The 18,800-nt window shown below is 70.6% G+C and carries 19 protein-coding genes and 1 pseudogene; 10 read left to right on the top strand and 10 right to left on the bottom strand.

Going from position 1 to position 18,800, the window contains the following annotated elements:
• Nucleotides 1-8 precede the first annotated feature (8 nt).
• The 5 genes from AB0L95_RS11050 to mce all read right to left on the bottom strand — a co-directional run bounded on the left by AB0L95_RS11050 (nt 9) and on the right by mce (nt 7,529).
• The gene (locus AB0L95_RS11050) at nt 9-779 is read right to left on the bottom strand and encodes an ABC transporter permease (RefSeq protein WP_365160276.1); all 771 of its coding nucleotides are present in this window, start codon (nt 777-779) and stop codon (nt 9-11) included.
• Nucleotides 780-782: 3 nt separating this feature from the next.
• Entirely contained in the window at nt 783-1,757 is a 975-nt protein-coding gene (locus tag AB0L95_RS11055; RefSeq protein WP_365160279.1) for an ATP-binding cassette domain-containing protein, read from the bottom strand.
• A 132-nt stretch (nt 1,758-1,889) separates the two neighbouring features.
• A complete protein-coding gene (locus AB0L95_RS11060; RefSeq protein WP_365160282.1) occupies nt 1,890-2,825 on the bottom strand; it encodes a cellulose-binding protein in 936 nt (311 codons plus the stop codon).
• 180 nt (nt 2,826-3,005) lie between these two features.
• Entirely contained in the window at nt 3,006-6,854 is a 3,849-nt protein-coding gene (gene scy / locus AB0L95_RS11065; protein WP_365160285.1) for a polarized growth protein Scy, read from the bottom strand.
• Nucleotides 6,855-7,088: 234 nt separating this feature from the next.
• Complete coding sequence (gene mce, locus AB0L95_RS11070) at nt 7,089-7,529, bottom strand: methylmalonyl-CoA epimerase (protein WP_365160288.1); 441 nt, start codon at nt 7,527-7,529, stop codon at nt 7,089-7,091.
• Between the two features lie 149 nt (nt 7,530-7,678).
• On the opposite strand from mce, the gene AB0L95_RS11075 reads away from it, so the two are divergent.
• Both AB0L95_RS11075 and meaB read left to right on the top strand, forming a co-directional pair.
• Nucleotides 7,679-8,881: an acetyl-CoA C-acetyltransferase gene (locus tag AB0L95_RS11075; protein WP_365160291.1), complete on the top strand. Its 1,203-nt coding sequence runs from the start codon at nt 7,679-7,681 to the stop codon at nt 8,879-8,881.
• A gap of 56 nt (nt 8,882-8,937) precedes the next feature.
• Nucleotides 8,938-9,894 (top strand): methylmalonyl Co-A mutase-associated GTPase MeaB, encoded by a 957-nt coding sequence (meaB, locus tag AB0L95_RS11080; protein WP_365160294.1) that lies wholly within the window; start codon nt 8,938-8,940, stop codon nt 9,892-9,894.
• A 111-nt stretch (nt 9,895-10,005) separates the two neighbouring features.
• On the opposite strand, the gene AB0L95_RS11085 is transcribed toward meaB, so the two are convergent.
• From AB0L95_RS11085 to AB0L95_RS11100, 4 genes are all read right to left on the bottom strand, one after another.
• Entirely contained in the window at nt 10,006-10,482 is a 477-nt protein-coding gene (locus AB0L95_RS11085; RefSeq protein ID WP_365160297.1) for a MarR family transcriptional regulator, read from the bottom strand.
• A 92-nt stretch (nt 10,483-10,574) separates the two neighbouring features.
• Nucleotides 10,575-11,369, bottom strand: coding sequence for an AIM24 family protein (locus AB0L95_RS11090; RefSeq protein WP_365160300.1), 795 nt, complete (start codon nt 11,367-11,369; stop codon nt 10,575-10,577).
• Nucleotides 11,366-12,016: an AIM24 family protein gene (locus AB0L95_RS11095; RefSeq protein WP_365160302.1), complete on the bottom strand. Its 651-nt coding sequence runs from the start codon at nt 12,014-12,016 to the stop codon at nt 11,366-11,368. The genes AB0L95_RS11090 and AB0L95_RS11095 overlap by 4 nt, the downstream gene beginning before the upstream one ends.
• Before the next feature lies 1 nt (nt 12,017).
• The gene (locus tag AB0L95_RS11100; RefSeq protein WP_365160422.1) at nt 12,018-12,650 is read right to left on the bottom strand and encodes an AIM24 family protein; all 633 of its coding nucleotides are present in this window, start codon (nt 12,648-12,650) and stop codon (nt 12,018-12,020) included.
• A 231-nt stretch (nt 12,651-12,881) separates the two neighbouring features.
• Between AB0L95_RS11100 and AB0L95_RS11105 the strand changes: the two genes are divergently transcribed.
• The 5 genes and pseudogenes from AB0L95_RS11105 (at nt 12,882) to AB0L95_RS11125 (ending at nt 15,369) form a co-directional block, all read left to right on the top strand.
• Nucleotides 12,882-13,226: a DUF3817 domain-containing protein gene (locus AB0L95_RS11105; protein WP_365160305.1), complete on the top strand. Its 345-nt coding sequence runs from the start codon at nt 12,882-12,884 to the stop codon at nt 13,224-13,226.
• Entirely contained in the window at nt 13,223-13,519 is a 297-nt protein-coding gene (locus AB0L95_RS11110; protein WP_311697315.1) for an MTH1187 family thiamine-binding protein, read from the top strand. Before AB0L95_RS11105 ends, AB0L95_RS11110 begins: the two co-directional genes overlap by 4 nt.
• Nucleotides 13,520-13,682: 163 nt before the next feature.
• The gene (locus AB0L95_RS11115; protein ID WP_365160308.1) at nt 13,683-14,435 is read left to right on the top strand and encodes a hypothetical protein; all 753 of its coding nucleotides are present in this window, start codon (nt 13,683-13,685) and stop codon (nt 14,433-14,435) included.
• A 38-nt stretch (nt 14,436-14,473) separates the two neighbouring features.
• Nucleotides 14,474-14,572: pseudogene (locus AB0L95_RS11120) on the top strand (DUF4166 domain-containing protein); the annotation flags it as partial.
• A 164-nt stretch (nt 14,573-14,736) separates the two neighbouring features.
• The gene (locus tag AB0L95_RS11125; protein ID WP_365160311.1) at nt 14,737-15,369 is read left to right on the top strand and encodes a helix-turn-helix domain-containing protein; all 633 of its coding nucleotides are present in this window, start codon (nt 14,737-14,739) and stop codon (nt 15,367-15,369) included.
• A gap of 149 nt (nt 15,370-15,518) precedes the next feature.
• Here AB0L95_RS11125 and AB0L95_RS11130 read toward each other — a convergent pair whose 3' ends face one another.
• Nucleotides 15,519-15,950 (bottom strand): SRPBCC family protein, encoded by a 432-nt coding sequence (locus AB0L95_RS11130; RefSeq protein ID WP_365160314.1) that lies wholly within the window; start codon nt 15,948-15,950, stop codon nt 15,519-15,521.
• 124 nt (nt 15,951-16,074) lie between these two features.
• Between AB0L95_RS11130 and AB0L95_RS11135 the strand changes: the two genes are divergently transcribed.
• The 3 genes from AB0L95_RS11135 to AB0L95_RS11145 all read left to right on the top strand — a co-directional run bounded on the left by AB0L95_RS11135 (nt 16,075) and on the right by AB0L95_RS11145 (nt 18,787).
• Nucleotides 16,075-16,584, top strand: coding sequence for a MarR family transcriptional regulator (locus AB0L95_RS11135; RefSeq protein WP_365160317.1), 510 nt, complete (start codon nt 16,075-16,077; stop codon nt 16,582-16,584).
• Between the two features lie 88 nt (nt 16,585-16,672).
• Nucleotides 16,673-17,011, top strand: a complete 339-nt coding sequence (locus AB0L95_RS11140) for a DUF3817 domain-containing protein (RefSeq protein ID WP_365160319.1) — start codon at nt 16,673-16,675, stop codon at nt 17,009-17,011.
• Nucleotides 17,012-17,086: 75 nt separating this feature from the next.
• The gene (locus AB0L95_RS11145) at nt 17,087-18,787 is read left to right on the top strand and encodes a methylmalonyl-CoA mutase family protein (protein WP_365160322.1); all 1,701 of its coding nucleotides are present in this window, start codon (nt 17,087-17,089) and stop codon (nt 18,785-18,787) included.
• Nucleotides 18,788-18,800: the final 13 nt, after the last annotated feature.

Here is an 18,800-nt window from a genome sequence, read left to right on the forward strand (position 1 = left end):
CCTGACGCTCAGGCGTCGCGTCTCCTCAGCAGGACGTATCCCCCGGCCAGCGCCGCGGCCACCCACAGCACCATGATCCCGAGACCGCCCCAGGGGCCGTAGGGGGTGTCGTCGCCGAGGCTCGGCACGACCTGAAGGATCCTGCTGCCGGCCTGGTCGGGCAGGAAGCGGCCGACCTTCTTCGTCGCGGAGACGCTCCCCAGGACGGTGGAGATCAGAAAGAAGAACGGCATCAGGATGCCGAGCGACAGCATCGGCGAGCGCAGCATCGCCGCGACCCCCATCGAGAACACCGCGATGAGCGTCATATAGAGCCCGCCGCCGAAGACCGCGCGCAGCACACCGGGCTCGCCGAGCGAGGCCCGGTAGGGGCCGAGCATCGCCTGCCCGAGGAAGAAGGCGGCGAAGCTGGTGACCATGCCGACGACGAGGGCGAGCGCGGTCGCCACCGCGACCTTGCCGAACAGGAACGTGCCGCGCCGGGGGACGGCGGCCAGCGAGGTGCGGATCATGCCGGTGCTGTACTCGTTCGACACGACGAGCACCCCGAACACGATCATCGCGAGCTGGCCGAGGCTCATCCCGGCGAAGCTCACATAGGTCGGGTCGAAGGCGAGCCGGTCGGCCGGGAAGGTGCGGTCGGACTCGCTCCGGGTCAGCGCCGAGATCAGCATGCCGAGGACCACGGTGACGACCAGGGCCAGGGACAGGGTCCACACCGTGGACGCCACCGACCGGATCTTGGTCCACTCCGAGCGCAGGACCTGCGTCACCGCCATGGCTCACCCCGCCTTTCCCCGGCCGGCACCCCACCCGGCGCGTGCCGCCTGCCGGGGCCAGCCGCCGGGCGGGTCGCTGTGCGCGTGGTACTCCACCGCCGGTGCCGTCAGCCGCATGAACGCCTCCTCCAGCGAGGCCTGCCGGGGGCTCAGCTCATGCAGCACGATCTGGTGGCGGGCGGCCAGTTCGCCGATCAGCTCCGCCTTCTCGCCCTCCGCCTCCAGGGCGCCGCTGCCGCACTCGACGACCGTGATGCCGCCTTCGTGCAGCACATCGAGCAGCCGCTCGCGCTGCGGGGTGCGGATCCGGACGTAGGTCCGGGAGTTCTGCCGGATGAAGTCGGCCATGGAGGTGTCGGCGAGCAGCCGGCCCTGGCCGATCACCACGAGATGTTCGGCGGTCAGCGCCATCTCGCTCATGACATGACTGGAGACGAACACGGTCCGGCCCTGCGCCGCCAGGGACTTCATCAGGGTGCGGATCCAGTGGATGCCCTCGGGGTCCAGGCCGTTGGCCGGCTCGTCGAACATCAGGATGCCCGGGTCGCCGAGGAGCGCGGCCGCGATACCGAGACGCTGGCCCATGCCGAGCGAGAAGCCCTTGGCCTTCTTGCCCGCCACGGCGGTCAGACCGACGGTGTCGAGGACCTCGTGGACGCGGACGGCGGGAATGCCGTTGCTCTGCGCGAGACACAGCAGATGGTTGTAGGCGCTGCGCCCGCCGTGCACGTCCCCCGCGTCGAGCAGGGCGCCGATGCGGGTCAGCGGGTCCTTCAGCTGGTCGTAGTGCATCCCGTCGATACGGACGTCGCCGGCGGTGGGGTGGTCGAGCCCGAGCACCATCCGCATGGTGGTCGACTTCCCGGCGCCGTTCGGCCCGAGGAAGCCCGTGACCACGCCCGGTCTGACCGTGAACGTGAGGTCGTCGACCGCCAGTTTCTCGCCGTACCGCTTGGTCAGCCCCTCCAGCTCGATCATGCGGCCACGGTAAGACGGGCGTTCGGAGCCTGCCACCCGAGCCGGTCGCCCGGCGGAAGGGACCGGTGCCCGCGGACGACAGGGCCCGCACCCCGAGGGGTACGGGCCCTGTCGTACACGACCGGTCAGGCGTTACCGGGACTGCTGCGCCGGGACCCCACGGGAGATCGGCTCGTCCTCGGCCGGCGAACCCGCCGCGGCCACCGCCGCGCCCGTGAGTGTCGCGAGCATCTCGCGGACGTTCGTGAGCTGGGCGTTGATGGAGTCGCGACGGTTCGTCAGCGCCGCCAGCTCGCGCTCGGATTCCGAGCGGATACGGTCGGCCTTGGCGTTTGCGTCGGCCACGATGTCCTCGGCCTGGCGCTGGGCCGTCTCCACCGTCTGGCGGGCGCGGCGCTCGGCGTCCGTACGCAGCTTCTCGGCCTCCAGGCGCAGCTGCTCCGCCCGGTGCTCGATCTCCGCCAGTCGCTTCTCGGCCTTGGCCTGACGGGAGGCCAGGTCGCGCTCGGACTGCTCACGCCGCTTGGCGAGGTTCGTCTCGAAGTCGGCGGCGGCCTGCGCGGCCTTGGCGCGGGTCTCCTCGAAGAGGGCGTCCGCCTCCTCACGCTTGGACTGTGCGTCCTTCTGCGCCTCGGAACGCAGCTGCGAGGCGTCGCTCTTGGCCTTGTCGACGATCCGGACGCCCTCGTCCTCGGCCTTGGCCTTGCGTTCCGCAGCGAACGACTCTGCGTCGTTGCGCACCTGCTGGGCCGCCGACTCGGCGAGCTCACGGTGCTGCTCGGCGGCGCGGCGGGCCTCCTCGCGCAGGTCCTTGGCTTCCTCCTCGGCGAGACGGAGGATCTTCTCGACGCGCGCGCCGAGACCCGCATACGACGGCTCCGCGTCGCTGACCTGGGCCTGGGCGTTCTGCGTCTCGAGGTGGAGTTCCTCGATGCGCTTTTCCAGAGCGGTGATGCGGGCGAGAGCACTGTCACGGTCGGAGACGAGCTTGGAGATTCGTTCGTCCACCTGAGCGCGGTCGTACCCACGCCGCACAAGCTCGAAGCCGTAGGGGGAAGTGTCGCTCATGGGGTTCCTGTCGAATGAGACCAGTGAGGTGATAAGGGAATCCTAGGGGTCGATGCGGCGTGTCATCGAGCGGATGCGTGTTTGATCTGGAGAATGACACTCCTTTTGGGTGGCTGACTGTCGGGGGGCTTGCCAGGACCTGTGGAAACGTCCCGGCAAGCACAGAATCAGCGCTTATGGCTACCCTTCTGACGCCTTGCCACCCGAACGGGTCGCACCCGCTGCGGCTCCCGCCTTGACACCCCCGTCCTTGCCCCCGGTCGGGGCCTCGAAGGATTCCAACGCCTCCAGGACGTCCTGGACACGCGAGATCTCCGCGTTGATGTCCTCGCGCCGGCGCACCAGGATCTCCAGCTCCCGTTTGCCCTCCTCGACGGCCTTGCGGGCCTCGCGGATGGCCTCGGCCTTGATCTGCTCGGCCTCGGAGACCAGCGTGGCCTTCTTCTGCTCGGCCTCCTTCAGCAGGCCCTCCGCCTTCTTGACCGCGGCGATGCGGACCTTGCCGGCCTCGGAGCTGGCCTCCGAGAGGGTCTCCTTCGCCTGCGCCTTGGCCTTCTCCAGCTGTTCCTCGGCGGCCTTGACCAGCGCGTCGCACCGCTCGCCGGCCGACTTCATCGTCTCGGCCGACTCGCGCCGCGCCCGCTCGTGCAGCTCCTCGATCTCCGCCGTGATGCGCTCGCGCAGCTCCTCCGCGCGCTCCCGGATCGCGGTCGCGTCCCGGCGCGCCCCGACGAGCAGTTCGTCCGCGTCCGAACGGGACCGCTCCACGAGCGTGTTGCCCTCGACCGTCGCCTCGGCGACCAGGCGCTCGGCCTCCTTGCGCGCGGCACCCACCATGGTGTCCGCCTGCGTCTCGGCCTCCGCCGTCGTCTGGTGCGCGCTCTGCTGGGCCTCGTTAAGCAGCTTGTCGGCCTCGGCCGTGGTCTCCGTGATGAGCGTGTCCACCTGTTCGGCCGCCTCGGAGCGCCGCTTGTTGGCCTCCTTGCGCGCCTCGTCCAGGGTGCGCTCGGCCTCCTCGCGCGCGGCCGTGGTGAGCCGCTCGACCTCCGCCTCGGCCTCGGCCCGAAGCCGCTCCGTGTCCTTGCGGACACGATCGGCGTGCGCCTGCGCGGACCCGACCGTCTCGGCGGCCTCGGCGCGCAGCCGCTCCGCCTCGTCGATGGCCTCGGCCAGAAGCGCGTCGGCCTTGGTCACCGACTCGGTCCGGACCCGCTCGGCCTCGGCGGCGGTCTCCGTGGTGAGCCGCTCGGCCTCCGACGCCGCCTCGGTGATCAGGGTGTCCGCCTGCGTGGCCGCGTCCGAACGGATCCGGTTCGCGTCCCCGCGGGCCTCCGCGCGGGTGCGCGCCGCGTCCTGCTCGGCGGTGGCGACCGTGTCCGACGCCTCCGTCCGGGCGCGCTGGGCCTGCTCGGCGACCTCCGTGCGGATCCGCTCGGCCTCGGCGATCGCCTCCGAGACCGTCCGCTCGGCCAGCGACTTGGCGGCGTCCGTCTCCTCGGCGGCCTCTCGGCGGATACGGCCCGCGTCCTCGGCGGCCCGCTCGCGCTCCGCGTAGGCGTCGGCGCGGACCCGGTCCGCCTCCTCCTGCGCCTCGGTGCGCGTACGCTCCGCCGCGTGCTCGGCGGCCGAGCGCAGTCCGGTGATCTCCTCCTGGGCCTGCTCGTGCAGCCCGACGACGGAGTCCCGCACCTGCTGGGCGTGGAGTTCGGCGGCCGACACCATCTCGGTGGCGCGCCGGTCGGCCTCCTCCACCAGGCGTACGGCCTCGGTCTGGGCCTCCTCGACCCGGGCGCGCGCCACGGCGAGCAGTTCCTCGCTCTGCTCGCGGGCCCGCTCCCGCTCCTGGTCGGCCTCCTGCCGTGCGGAACCGAGCAGCTCCTCGGCCTCGCGGCGGCGCCGGACGGCCTCCTCCTGGGCGGCGGCCAGCGTCTCGGTGGCCTCGGCGGCCAGCCGCTCGGCGGCGGCCTGGGCCTCGGCCCGCACCCGGTCGGCGGTGTCCTGTGCCTCCGTCTTCAGCCGCTCGGCCTCGGCCGCCGCATCCGAACGCAGGCGTACGGCGATGGCCTCGCCCTCGGCTCGGGAGGCGGACGCGTCGGCGGCGGCCTCCGTGCGCAGCCGGTCGGCCTCGGCCTCGGCCTGCGCCTGGAGCGTACGGCTGCGCTCGGCGGCCTCCGAGCGGAGCCGGTCACCCTCGTCGACGGCCTCGCGGCGGATCCGCTCGGCCTCCGCCCGCGCGTCGGAGAGCGCCTGCTCGGCAGAGGTGAGCCGGTGCTCGGCCTCGTTGTGGAGGCGGGTCAGCTCCTCGGCCGCCTCCGTGCGGCGTGCCTCGACGGCCCGCTCGGTGTCGTCGCGCAGCTCGCGAGCGGCCTTCTCCGCCTGCTCCCTGATCGCGTCCGACAGCTCGACGGCCTCGGCGCGCTGGGTCTCGGCCTCCTTGCGGGTGCGCTCCAGGGTCTCCTCGGCCTGGCGGCGCAGCGTCGAGGCGCGCTCGATGGCCTCGGTGCGGACCTTCTCGCTGTCGTTGGTGGCGCTCTGGCGCAGCTCGTCCGCGTCGGCCTTCGCCTTCGCGAGCAGCTCCTCGGCGGTCTTGGCCGCCTCCTCGATCTGCTGGACGGCCTCGCGCCGGGCCTCGGCGCGGATCTTCTCGCCCTCGGCGACCGCCTCGGAGCGCAGCTGCTCGGCCTCGCCGCGCAGCCGCCGGGCCTCCTCCTGCAGCTCGACGGTCTTGGCCCGGTACTCCTTGGTGTCGTCCTTCGCCGCGCCCTTGAGCTGCTCGGCGATGTCGTGCGCCTCGCCGCGCAGCCGGTCCGCCTCGGCCTCGGCCTCCCGGCGGATCCGCTCGGCCTCCTCGGTGGCGGCCTTGGTGGTCGCCTTGGCGTCCTCGGACGCCTTGGTGAGGACGTCCTCGGCCGTACGGGCGGTCTTGGCGAGCTGGGAGGCGGTCTCCTCGGCGGTGATGCTGCGGGCCTTCTCGGAGGCCTCGGCGAGGATCTTCTCGGCCTCGGCGCGCGCGTCCGCGACCACCTGCTCGGCCTCGGTCTTGGTGGTCTCCGCGTCTTTGGTGGCCTCGCTGACCAGCCGGGCGACCTGCTCCTTGGCGGTGCGGGTGCGCTGCTCGTTGGTCGACTCGGCATGGGCGAGGGCCTTGGCGGCGGCCTCCTTCGCCTCGGTGACGACCTTGTCGGCCTCGGTGCGCGCCTCGCGCAGGGCCGTCTCGGCCTCCGTCATCCGCTGCTCGGCGGCCCGGCTCAGCTCCGCCGCCTGACGGCGGGCGGCGTCCGACTCGGTCGCGGTGGAGGACCGCAGCTGCTCGGCGTGGTCGGTGGCCTCCTGGGCCTGGGTGGAGGCGGCGTTGAGCAGCCGCTCGGCGTCCGTGCGGGCCCGGCGCAGGATCTGGTCGGCCTCGCTGCGGGCGCTCTCGGCGTCGCTCTGCAGCCGCTGCCGGGCCTCGGCGACGAGCCGCTCGGCCTCGGCGCGGGCGGCGGCCAGGGACTGCTCGGCCTCGGCGCGCGACTCCTCGACCAGCCGGCGGGCCTGCGACTCGGAGCGGGCGCGCAGCTGCTCGGCCCACGCCACGTTCTCGTTGACGTGCGACTCGACGGTCTGCCGGCGCTCCGCGAGCTCCTGGTCCAGCTGCTGGCGGCGGGCGACCGCCTCCGCGTGCAGCTCCGCCTGGAGGCGGGCCACCTGCTCGGCGTGCTCCTGGAGGATGCGCTGCGTCTGCGCGCGGGCCTGGCTCAGCTCGCGCTCCGCGTCCGACCGCAGCTGGTCCGCCTGCATCTGCGCCGTACGGAGCATCTGCTCGGCCTGATAGCCGAGATCGGCCCCGTCGTAGGCGGGACGGGTCATGAGCGTGCGCCGCGCCTCGTGCAGCTTGGCGCGCAGCACCTCGACCTGGTAGCCGAGATCCTCGGCGTGCTGGATCGCCTTTTCCCGCTCGGTCTTCAGCCGCTCCATCTCGGCCTCGAACCGAGAGAGGTGGTCGACGTCAGCCGCCGGCTCTCGCTCCTGGCGTTCGTAGCCCCGCACTGCGCGGTCCCATCCGTCCCCTGGTCGCAAGTCTCTCCAAACGAGCTCCGTCCATCCGCCGAACGGGGCCCCCGGGGAATGGTGTCAGATCAACGGCGGAGCATGGGCTGCTGCCCCGACGCTCGTCCCCCGAAACCCGGACCCCGGCCTTTCGTCCCGCCGCTCACAGCGGGACGCGATCGCCCTGGTGGAGCGACGACCGCCCCCAACCCTACCGGCCCTTATGTACGGCAGTCAGTGCTCAGGTGACTCAACAGCCGCCGATGTGACGAGTTCTGTGAGGACACCATGGCAATCCTTGGGGTGCAGAAAGGTGATCCGCGACCCCATGGAACCACGTCGTGGCTCGTCGTACAGAACGCGTACACCCTTGTCCCGGATGGCGGTGGAGTCCTGGTCGACATCCGCCGTACCGAAGGCGATGTGGTGCACGCCCTCGCCGTTCTTGGCCAGCCATTTGGCCACGGTGGAGTCCTCACGGACGGGTTCGAGGAGCTGGAGGTAGGAGGCGCCGCCGTCGTCCGTGTTGTTGATCTTCAACATGGCCTCCCGCACGCCCTGCTCCTCGTTGACCTCGGTGTGGAACACCGTGAAGCCGTACGTCGAGGTGTAGAACTCGACGGTCTTCTCCAGGTCGAAACAGGCGATCCCAATGTGGTCGATTCGCGTCAGCATAGGAATCAGTGCAGCGCTCCTGGCGTGGTTACGCAACGTGCGCGCGATCACACTGACAGCCCGATGACGGGGTGCAGTACCGCTCAGTACATTCGAAGTAAACCCTCGTTCACTCCTCGGCTGTGCAGGCCGGAAGGGGATTGCAGCTCATGTCTGGAACGAACAGCACGACCTCCGTCATCGTCGCGGGGGCCCGTACCCCGATGGGACGGTTGCTCGGCTCGCTGAAGTCCTTCTCCGGAGCCGACCTCGGCGGCTTCGCGATCAAGGCCGCCCTCGACCGTGCGGGGATCGGCGGCGACCAGGTGCAGTACGTGATCATGGGCCAGGTGCTCCAGGCCGGGGCCGGGCAGATCCCGGCGCGCCAGGCCGCGGTCAAGGCGGGCATTCCGATGAACGTCCCGGCCCTGACCGTCAACAAGGTGTGTCTGTCCGGTCTCGACGCGATCGCGCTCGCCGACCAGCTGATCCGCGCGGGCGAGTTCGACGTGATCGTCGCGGGCGGCCAGGAGTCCATGACCAACGCCCCCCACCTGCTGCCGAAGTCCCGTGAGGGCTTCAAGTACGGCGCCGTCGAGATGCTCGACTCGATGGCCTACGACGGTCTGACCGACTCGTTCGAGGGCATCGCCATGGGCGAGTCCACGGAGCACCACAACACCCGTCTGGGCATCGGCCGCAAGGAGCAGGACGAGATCTCCGCCCTGTCCCACCAGCGGGCCGCGGCCGCTCAGAAGAACGGCATCTTCGAGGCCGAGATCACCCCGGTGGAGGTACCGCAGCGCAAGGGTGAGCCCGTCGTCTTCAGCAAGGACGAGGGCATCCGCGGCGACACGACGGCGGAGTCGCTGGCGAAGCTGCGCCCAGCCTTCAGCAAGGACGGCACCATCACCGCCGGCTCCTCCTCGCAGATCTCGGACGGTGCGGCGGCCGTGGTCGTGATGAGCAAGGCCAAGGCGCAGGAGCTGGGCCTGGAGTGGATCGCCGAGATCGGCGCCCACGGCAATGTGGCGGGTCCCGACAACTCGCTGCACTCGCAGCCCTCGAACGCGATCCTGCACGCGCTGAAGAAGGAGGGCCTGGAGGTCTCGGACCTCGATCTGATCGAGATCAACGAGGCGTTCGCGGCGGTCACCGTGCAGTCAATGAAGGACCTGGGCGTTTCCCCCGAAATGGTGAACGTGCATGGCGGTGCGATTGCCCTGGGCCACCCGATCGGCATGTCCGGCGCCCGGCTCGTCCTTCACCTCGCCCTGGAGCTCAGGCGGCGTGGCGGAGGCGTCGGCGCGGCCGCGCTGTGCGGTGGCGGCGGCCAGGGTGACGCGCTCATCGTGCGGGTACCCAAGGCCTGAGTGGTCCCGCCCCGACCTCTTGACGTGAACGTCGTGAATGTGTGAACGGAGCTGTGATGCAGGACGTCTCCTCACTGGTGGCCCAGGCCAGGGACGGCCGCCCGCGTGCCGTGGCCCGGCTGATCTCCCTGGTAGAGGGGGCGTCCCCGCAGCTCAGGGAGGTCATGGCGGCCCTGGCGCCGCTGACGGGCAATGCGTATGTCGTGGGCCTCACGGGCTCCCCGGGCGTCGGCAAGTCCACGTCCACGTCGGCGCTCGTCACGGCGTACCGCAAGCAGGGCAAGCGGGTCGGCGTCCTGGCCGTCGACCCGTCCTCGCCCTTCTCGGGCGGCGCGCTGCTCGGCGACCGGGTGCGGATGTCGGAGCACGCGTCCGACCCCGGTGTGTACATCCGCTCCATGGCCACGCGCGGTCATCTGGGCGGCCTCGCCTGGGCGGCCCCACAGGCGATCCGGGTGCTGGACGCGGCGGGCTGCGATGTGGTCCTGGTGGAGACGGTGGGCGTCGGCCAGTCGGAGGTGGAGATCGCCTCCCAGGCGGACACCTCGGTCGTTCTGCTGGCCCCCGGGATGGGCGACGGCATCCAGGCCGCGAAGGCGGGCATCCTGGAGATCGGCGATGTGTACGTGGTCAACAAGGCCGACCGGGACGGTGCGGATGCGACCGCGCGCGAGCTGAACCACATGCTGGGGCTCGGGGAGTCGCGGGCCCCGGGCGACTGGCGCCCGCCGATCGTGAAGACGGTCGCGGCGCGCGCCGAGGGCGTCGACGAGGTCGTCGAGGCGCTGGAGAAGCACCGGGCGTGGATGGAGGAGCGGGGGGTGCTCACGGAGCGCCGGCTCGCCCGTGCCGCGCACGAGGTCGAGACGATCGCGGTGACGGCCCTGCGGGAGCGGATCGGCGATCTGCACGGCGACCGCCGGCTGAGCACGCTGGCCGAGCGGATAGTGGCGGGCGACCTTGATCCCTACCGGGCGGCGGACGAACTGGTGGCGGGCCTGACCACGGGCTGAGCCCGGCCCCCGGCCCGGCGCAGGGCCCGTACGAGAAACTGTCGCCCCCGACCGGCCCGGATTCAGGCCGGTCGGGGGCGTCGGCGGTCGCGGGGACCGCCCGGGGAAGCGTCAGGGCTTGCCCCGCTGTCCTCTCAGGTGTTCCGCGATCGGGCGCAGGGACTTGTGCACTTGCTCCAGGTCGTCCGGGGAGAGCAGATCGATGAAGTGCCTCCGCACGGACGCCACGTGGTGGGGCGCGACCTTCCGCATCGTCTCCAGGCCGTGGTCCGTCAGGACGGCGAACAGACCCCGTCGGTCGGACTCGCAGTTCTCGCGGCGTACCAGGTTCGCGTTCTCCATACGAGTGATCTGGTGCGAGAGCCGGCTCTTGGACTGGAGGGTGGCGGCCGCGAGATCGCTCATACGCATCCGCATGCCCTCCGACTCCGACAGATTCACCAGGATCTCGTAGTCGTTCATCGTCAGGCCGAACGGTTGCAGATCCCTTTCGAGCTGGTACGTCAACAGCCTGTTGACCTCCAGGTGGGTGCGCCAGGCGCACTGCTCCGCATCGGTCAGCCAGCGCGTGGCCGTCTCGGTCTCCATGAATGAAGTCTACCTAAAAGGTTGAAAGGCGTACTAGTGAGGGTGGTGTGACAGTGCGCACGCGTTCGATGTCACACTCCGCAGACTACCGCTCACAGCCCGAAGCGACGCTGGAGGTCCCCCAGCTGTCCGGGAAGGCGCGGTGTCCCCGACTGTCCCTGATGACCGGGTACCCCTCCGCCGCCCGGTACGCCGGGCTCGTGTGGAACCGCTCCCGTGGCCTGCTCCGCCATGAGGGTCTCCGAGGACTGGAGCAATACCGTGCCCGCCCCGGCGAACTCGAACTGGTGCTCCTCCCCGGAGGCCCCGCCGAGACCCGTCATCGCACGTAGACCGCCCCATACGCCGGTCAGATACCCATGGTCGTAGTGATGGCACGGGGACGGACAGTCGGCCCAGCCGACCAGTGCCTGCGGGTCCACCCGGATCGGGGGTTCCATGAACACCACCGGACCGTTGGACGCGGCCACGAACTTGCCGGTTCCGAGGAGGGTCAGAAAACCGGGAATGATCGACTGCTTGAGTGCCAGACTTGGCTGAAAAGCGAGCAGGTTGCCCGAGCGAATGGTCAGATTGCCGTCGTCCAGGTCGAAGGAATTCACATCGAAGGCCCGGTCGGCGAGGAGCATCTTGCCGGAGCCGTCGGCCACGACCCAGTCGCTCGCGTGCAGTGGCGAATGGAAGGAAGTACGGACGAGGCGGTCCAGACGGCCGTGCCCGACGCCGTTGAACTCGATCGAGCCGTAGTACGCGATCATCTTCCCCTTCTGCAGGAACCACTGGCTCCCCTTGAGCTCCATGCAGAAGGTGTACTTGTCGACGTTGTCGTCGGCCGGCAGCGTCATCGGGTCGTGCACGACGGGGCCGGCGCCCGGGTAGGTGGTCACAGCTTCTCCTCCGAGGCCTGCACGTACACCGCACCGCTGCCACTCAGCTCCAGCTGGAACGCCTCGCCGGAGCCGCGGCCCACCATGTCGCGCCAGCCGAGCGCCGTGGACAGCTTGTTGCGTACGTCACCGTGGTGCGCGACATACGCCTGGGGATCGACATGGACCGGGTGCTGCGGGGTGATCGGCACCTCGAAGACACCGCCGTGCGCCATCACGGCGACCGCGCCGCGCCCGGCGAGGGTGGTCGTGAACAGGCCCTGGCCGGTGACCTGGCCGCGTACCAGGCCCATCACGCCGCCCTGCGCGCCCAGGAACATCGTGCCCTGCTGGAGCGTGCCCTCGAAGGCGAGCAGACGGTCCGCCTCGACGTAGAGCGTGTCCCCCGTGAGGTCGATCACCTGGATGTGGTGGCCGCCGTGCCCGAACAGCACCGTGCCGCTGCCCTCGACCGTCATCAGCGGTGTCGCCTCGTTCGCGATCCGGCGGCCGATCATCGACATCACCCCGCCCTGACCGCCCTGGATGTTCGGGGTGAAGGAGACGTCTCCCTTGTAGGCGAGCATCGCGCCCCGCTGGCTGTACAGCCGCTGCCCCGGCACGACCGTCGCCTCGATCATCTTCGAGTTCACCTCGCGGAAGCCCATGTCAGAGATCCCCCGCGATCGTGTTGCGCTCGCTGGGCTGGACGTAGACCAGTCCGTCGCCCTCGAAGCGGATCTGGAAGGCCTCGCCGCCGCCCTCGCCGAGGAACGTGCGGAACGTCACCCCCGACTGGAACGACTGCCGCAGATTCCCCTGGTGCGCCACATACGCGCCCGGGTCGACGGTCAGCGGGTACTGCGCGCTCACCCGCAGCACCACCGCCGGGCCGTCCGACATGATCGCGGCCTGGCCGTGGCCCTCCACGGTCGTGGTGAACAGGCCGTTGCCCTGGGAGGCGCCGCGCAGGCCAGTGAAAGTCGTGCCCGTGCGCAGGCCGGCGTCCGTCGCGAGCAGATTGCTCGACTCGACGTACAGCTTGTCCCCGCGCAGGCTCACGAGGTTGATCTCGGAGGCACGGTCCGCGAACCAGCACGTCCCATGGCCCTTCACCTCCATCACGGTCATCTGCTCGCCGGTGAGTCTGCGGGTCACCATCCCCCGGATCCCCTCGCCGCCGCCGGTGAGCTTCTTGAAGGCCATCCGGCCGTCGTACGCGACCATCGAGCCGTTCTTCGCCTTCACGGCGTCCCCGGTCATGTCGACGGCCAGCACCTTGCTGCCTTGGAGTCGGAACATCGCCACGAGGTGAAGGTAGCCGCCGGGTGGGTGGAGCGGACAGAGCCCGAAGGCGGATCCCGACCCTGACCTCGCCCTTAGAGCCGCTCTTAAGGGCTACACCCACGCGTCATCGACACCCCGCCCCCCGGTTCCCGGACCGTCGCGTCCCGGATGTCACAATGGGGAGCGCTTGTGCATGCGTTCACAAAGCGACTGCGTCGTCAGCGAAACTCCCACCGAAGGTGACCCGTGGACATAAAGACCGCCACCGCCCTCCGCCGGCTCCGCCTGGTCTCGGCCCCCGAGGCCGTCTCCTTCCTGCTGCTGCTCGTCTGCTCGGTACTCAAGCGCACCACGGACTTCAACGCGGTCCCCGTCATGGGCTCGATCCACGGTGTGCTCTTCATCCTGTACGTGATCTTCTGGGCCGACGCCTGGAACCGCGCCAAGTGGTCCGTGGGGACGGCCGCCCTCTATTTCGTCCTCTCCGTGCTGCCGACCGGCGGCTTCTTCGCCGAGCGCAAGCTGCGCCGTGAGGCCGAGGACGCGGTCATCGCGGCCCGCGCCCGCAAGGAAGGGATCGTGAACGCATGATCGTCGCCTTCTCGGTGACGCCCCTGGGTGTCGGGGAGGACGTGGGGGAGTACGTCGCCGACGCCGTGCGGGTGGTGCGGGAGTCCGGTCTGCCGAACCGTACCGACGCGATGTTCACGTCGATCGAGGGTGACTGGGACCAGGTCATGGACGTCGTGAAGCGTGCCGTGGCGGCGGTGGAGGCGCGCGCCCCGCGGGTCTCCCTCGTACTGAAGGCGGACATCCGCCCGGGCGTGACGGACGGCCTCACCTCCAAGGTGGAGACGGTGGAGCGGTACCTGTCCACCGAGTGACGCACCCGCCCTCCGGCAGCGGAGGACCCGGCACAAAGCCCCGGCCCCGGCGGCCGGGGTTTTCCCGTTCCCGCGGTTTGAGCGACTGCTCAAATGCCTGTACTGTCAGGTAAGTTGATTTGAGCAGTCGCTCAAATAGGGCCGTTGGCATGGGGGATCGGCAATGGGGCTCTACGTGGAGGCGCACATACGGGGCGACCTCGACGAGCTGTGGGCACGCACCCAGGACCCCGCGCACCACCGCCGCTGGGACTTCCGCTTCACCGAGATCGACTGTCTGCCGGGCGCGGCGGGCGAACCGCGCCGCTTCCGCTACGTCACACGCGTCCTGCCCTTCCTGACCGTCTGCGGGACCGGGGTGTCGGCCGGGGAGGAGACGCGCCCGGACGGGACCCGCGCCTCCGCCCTGCGCTTCTGCTCGCCGCACCCGCTGTCGCTGATCGCCGAGGGCAGCGGCTACTGGCGCTATGTGCCCGACGGCGACGGCGTCCGCTTCCTCACCGGGTACGACTACCGGCCGCGCTGGGGCGCCTTCGGCCGCTTCGCCGACCGGCTGTTCCTGCGGCCCTTCATGGGCTGGGCGACGGCCTGGTCCTTCGACCGCCTCCGCCTGTGGGTGGAGCGAGGGGTGACACCGGAGCGCGCCCTGGCCAACTGGTGCGCGGAATTGGTCGTCCGGGGGGTGGCCCTCATCGTCGCCTGCACCGGCCTCGGGCTGCGCTCCTGTGTACGGCTGTTCGGCCCCTTGGCGGCCACGATGGCGTATCTGTGCCCGCTGCTGCTGGCCCTCGTCATCTCCCTGGCCCTGTGCAAGGAACCCCTCGCCGGCACCCCGGCGGCGCGGCGCTGTCTGCGTACCCCGCCCACACGGGTGCGTGCCCCGCGTCTGCTCGCCGCCCTGGAGCGGCCGTCGTGACCTCGGCCTTCCGTACGGCGCCGGGCGACGGCAAGAGGCGTGATGTCCACTTCAAGATCGAGAATGTGCCCTGCGCCGACACCGCCGGCCGTGAGACGGTGTCGTCCGTGCGCATCTTCCACCTCCCCGGCACACCCCAACTCCCGGCGGGCGAGCCGCACTTCTTCCGGATTCGTGCGCGTGAGACGCACCCGTGCCCAGAGCTCCGAACACCATGGGCGCCCGGCTCGCGGATCGGACTCCCATGGTGTTCGGAGCTCTTAGGGCTCCCGCTGCGGCCCGTGCGGGAGGAGGTGCGGGCGTGAGCGAGACGACGAAGGTGAAGCTGCTGGAGGGGGCGCTGCGGACGCTCACCGATCAGGGGATCGCCAAGACGTCGGCGCGTACGATCGCGGCGACGGCGGGGGTCAACCAGGCGTTGGTCTTCTACCACTTCGGCTCGGTGGACGAGCTGTTGGCGGCCGCGTGCCGGTACGGCACGGAACAGCGGGTGGCGCGGTACCGGGACCGCCTGGAAAGCATCGGCTCGCTCGGTGAACTCCTCGCCTTCGGGCGGCAGGTGCACGAGGAGGAGAAGGCGGCGGGGCATGTGGCGGTGCTGGGCCAGCTGCTGGCCGGCGCCCAGACCCATCCCCGGCTCGCCCCGGCCACGGCGGCGGGGCTCGACCTGTGGATCGCGGAGATCGAGCGGGTGCTGGTGCGGGTGCTGGCGGCGACACCGGCGGGGGAGTTCGCGGACCCGGCCGGCCTGGCCCGCGCGGTGTCCGCGTCCTTCGTCGGGATCGAGCTGTACGAAGGGGTGGACGCGGCGGGGGCGCACGCCGCGCTGGCCGCCCTGGACCAGCTGGCGACCCTGGTGGCGGCGCTCGACGACCTCGGCCCGGTGGCACAGCGGGCGGTACGGCACGCACTGCGCCGGGCCTCCAGCGCGTAGGACGCGCAACCGGGTCGCAGCGCAGGCCTCCGCACGCCTCTCGGGCGTACGGCACACATCCCGGGCGAATCGCGCATCCCGCACGGGGCCGCACCCGCCCGGCTCGGGCCCTCAGAAGGCCGCCGTGAGCCGCGCCGGCCTCCCGGTGCTCACCGTTGCCGTTCCAGATACTCCTTGAAGTGCTCCAGATCGCCGCGGACCAGCCGCTCGATCGCGTTCGCCTGGGCGAACCCCTTCGGCCCGCCGAAGCTGTCCCGCACGGGTCCGGGGTCGTACTCCACGCGTGCCTGGACGCGGGTGTGGTCCTGGTCGATCGGCTGTAGCGAGAACGACCCCGACAGTCGGGGATCGCTCGTGGTGCGCCACTCCATCACGCGCCGGTCGCCGTGGTCGGAGACCTCGGCCTCGAACGACCGGGACCGGCCGCCCGCGTCGATGTCCAGATGTGCCCGGCCGCCCGTCTCCGTACGGGCGTCGCGCACGCCGTCCATGAAGCGCGGATACTCCTCCATGTGGTGCAGGCTGTCCCAGGCCGCGTCGATCGGGACCGCGATGTCGACGTGTTCCTCGAGGGTGCTCATGGCTCACCTCCACGTTCGCCCCGTGCGCGGGGCTCTCTGTCTCCAGTGTGCGCCCGGTGCCCGAGGCCGACCGAAGGGCGAGACAGGGCTGACCACCATGTGACCGGCGGGTAAGGTCGGTGTCGTGCCGAAGCCGCTCAGTCTGTCCTTCGACCCCATCGCCCGTGCCGACGAACACTGGAAGCAGCGCTGGGGAAACGTGCCGTCGATGGCCGCCATCACCTCGATCATGCGAGCCCAGCAGATCCTGCTCGCCGAGCTGGACGCGGTCGTGAAACCGTACGGACTGACCTTCGCGCGGTACGAGGCGCTGGTGCTGCTCACCTTCTCCAAGGCGGGCGAGCTGCCCATGTCCAAGATCGGCGAGCGGCTCATGGTGCACCCCACCTCCGTCACCAACACCGTCGACCGCCTGGTGCGGTCCGGTCTGGTCGCCAAGCGGCCCAATCCCCACGATGGCCGCGGCACGCTGGCCTCGATCACCGACAAGGGCCGCGAGGTCTGCGACGCCGCCACCCGTGATCTGATGGCGATGGAGTTCGGGCTCGGCACGTACGACGCCGAGGAGTGCGGCGAGATCTTCGCGATGCTGCGCCCCCTGCGCATCGCCGCGGGGGACTTCGCCGGCGAGTAGCGGGGCGGCGGCCCGCCCGGCCGGTGGCCGCGGGAACGTCGCGGGGGCACTCGAAGATCGGCCGATACGTGCCGTTACGCTCGTAGCCATGAAAAAGAGCGTGCTGACCCGCTACCGCGTCATGGCCTATGTCACCGGCGTGCTGCTGGTCCTGCTGACCCTCGGTGTGATCGCCAAGTACGTGCTGGACATGAACGGTGCCGCGGACTTCACCCGTGTCGTCGGCATCGCCCACGGCTGGCTGTACGTCATCTACCTGGTCTTCGCCTTCGACCTGGGCTCCAAGGCCAAGTGGCCGGTCGGCAAGCAGCTGTGGGTGCTGCTGGCGGGGACCATCCCCACCGCCGCCTTCTTCGTGGAGCGCAAGGTCACGCAGGAGCTTCAGGCGCGGGTCGCCGAAGCCGCCCCCGCGGTCGCCGAGGCGTAGCACACACCGCCGTACGGAAGCCGTACGGCGGTCACCCGTCGACATTTACTTGGACGTCCTAGTAAATTCGAAGGTATGGACGCTGACGCCATCGAGGAGGGCCGCCGACGCTGGCAGGCCCGCTATGACGCCTCGCGCACGCGCGAGGCCGACTTCACCACGCTCTCCGGCGACCCCGTGGAGCCGGTGTACGGGCCGCGGCCCCACGACACGTACGAGGGCTTCGAGCGGATCGGCTGGCCCGGCGAGTACCCCTTCACTCGCGGTCTGTACCCGACCGGCTACCGAGGGCGGACCTGGACCATCCGGCAGTTCGCCGGGTTCGGCAACGCCGAGCAGACGAACGAGCGCTACAAGATGATCCTGGCCGCCGGCGGCGGCGGCCTGAGTGTCGCCTTCGACATGCCCACCCTGATGGGCCGCGACTCCGACGAACCGCACTCGCTCGGCGAGGTCGGGCACTGCGGGGTCGCGATCGACTCGGCTGCGGACATGGAGGTCCTGTTCAAGGACATCCCGCTGGGCGACGTCACGACCTCCATGACGATCAGCGGTCCGGCTGTCCCGGTCTTCTGCATGTACCTGGTGGCCGCCGAGCGCCAGGGCGTCGACCCGGCCGTGCTGAACGGCACGCTGCAGACCGACATCTTCAAGGAGTACATCGCCCAGAAGGAGTGGCTCTTCCAGCCGGAGCCGCACCTGCGCCTGATCGGCGACCTGATGGAGCACTGCGCGGCCGGCATCCCCGCCTACAAGCCGCTGTCCGTCTCCGGCTACCACATCCGCGAGGCGGGCGCGACGGCCGCGCAGGAGCTGGCCTACACACTGGCGGACGGGTTCGGCTATGTGGAGCTGGGCCGCAGCCGGGGCCTCGACGTCGATGTCTTCGCCCCCGGTCTGTCCTTCTTCTTCGACGCGCACGTCGATTTCTTCGAGGAGATCGCCAAGTTCCGCGCGGCGCGCCGCATCTGGGCGCGCTGGATGCGGGACGTGTACGGGGCGAAGACCGCCAAGGCGCAGTGGCTGCGCTTCCACACCCAGACGGCCGGGGTCTCGCTGACCGCGCAGCAGCCGTACAACAACGTCGTCCGTACGGCGGTGGAGGCGCTGGCGGCGGTGCTGGGCGGGACCAACTCGCTGCACACCAACGCGCTGGACGAGACGCTCGCACTGCCGAGCGAGCAGGCCGCGGAGATCGCTCTGCGGACCCAGCAGGTGCTCATGGAGGAGACCGGCGTCGCCAACGTCGCCGACCCGCTCGGCGGTGCCTGGTACGTCGAGCAGCTGACGGACCGGATCGAGGCGGACGCGGAGAAGATCTTCGACCAGATCAAGGAGCGGGGGCTGCGGGCGCATCCCGACGGGCGGCACCCCATCGGGCCGATGACCTCCGGGATCCTGCGGGGCATCGAGGACGGCTGGTTCACCGGCGAGATCGCCGAGTCCGCGTTCCGCTACCAGCAGTCCCTGGAGAAGGGCGACAAGAGGGTGGTGGGCGTCAACGTCCACACCGGGTCGGTCACGGGGGACCTGGAGATCCTGCGGGTCAGCCACGAGGTGGAGCGCGAGCAGGTGCGGGTGCTGCGTGAGCGGAAGACCGGGCGGGACGACGCGGCGGTGCGCGCGGCGCTCGATGCCATGCTCACGGCCGCGCGCGACGGCTCCAACATGATCGGGCCGATGCTGGACGCCGTACGCGCGGAGGCGACGCTCGGCGAGATCTGCGGGGTGCTGCGCGACGAGTGGGGCAGTTACACCGAGCCCGCGAACTTCTGACGGGCGGACGCGG

Origin of the sequence: Streptomyces sp. NPDC052036, assembly GCF_040680495.1 — a bacterium.
GTDB lineage: Bacteria > Actinomycetota > Actinomycetes > Streptomycetales > Streptomycetaceae > Streptomyces.

Coding starts and splice junctions, on each gene's coding strand:
- AB0L95_RS11050 (WP_365160276.1), bottom strand. CDS start 779: ATGGCGGTGACGCAGGTCCTGCGCTCGGAGTGGACCAAGATCCGGTCG.
- AB0L95_RS11055 (WP_365160279.1), bottom strand. CDS start 1,757: ATGATCGAGCTGGAGGGGCTGACCAAGCGGTACGGCGAGAAACTGGCG.
- AB0L95_RS11060 (WP_365160282.1), bottom strand. CDS start 2,825: ATGAGCGACACTTCCCCCTACGGCTTCGAGCTTGTGCGGCGTGGGTAC.
- mce (WP_365160288.1), bottom strand. CDS start 7,529: ATGCTGACGCGAATCGACCACATTGGGATCGCCTGTTTCGACCTGGAG.
- AB0L95_RS11075 (WP_365160291.1), top strand. CDS start 7,679: ATGTCTGGAACGAACAGCACGACCTCCGTCATCGTCGCGGGGGCCCGT.
- meaB (WP_365160294.1), top strand. CDS start 8,938: ATGCAGGACGTCTCCTCACTGGTGGCCCAGGCCAGGGACGGCCGCCCG.
- AB0L95_RS11085 (WP_365160297.1), bottom strand. CDS start 10,482: ATGGAGACCGAGACGGCCACGCGCTGGCTGACCGATGCGGAGCAGTGC.
- AB0L95_RS11095 (WP_365160302.1), bottom strand. CDS start 12,016: ATGGGCTTCCGCGAGGTGAACTCGAAGATGATCGAGGCGACGGTCGTG.
- AB0L95_RS11100 (WP_365160422.1), bottom strand. CDS start 12,650: ATGTTCCGACTCCAAGGCAGCAAGGTGCTGGCCGTCGACATGACCGGG.
- AB0L95_RS11110 (WP_311697315.1), top strand. CDS start 13,223: ATGATCGTCGCCTTCTCGGTGACGCCCCTGGGTGTCGGGGAGGACGTG.
- AB0L95_RS11115 (WP_365160308.1), top strand. CDS start 13,683: ATGGGGCTCTACGTGGAGGCGCACATACGGGGCGACCTCGACGAGCTG.
- AB0L95_RS11130 (WP_365160314.1), bottom strand. CDS start 15,950: ATGAGCACCCTCGAGGAACACGTCGACATCGCGGTCCCGATCGACGCG.
- AB0L95_RS11140 (WP_365160319.1), top strand. CDS start 16,673: ATGAAAAAGAGCGTGCTGACCCGCTACCGCGTCATGGCCTATGTCACC.
- AB0L95_RS11145 (WP_365160322.1), top strand. CDS start 17,087: ATGGACGCTGACGCCATCGAGGAGGGCCGCCGACGCTGGCAGGCCCGC.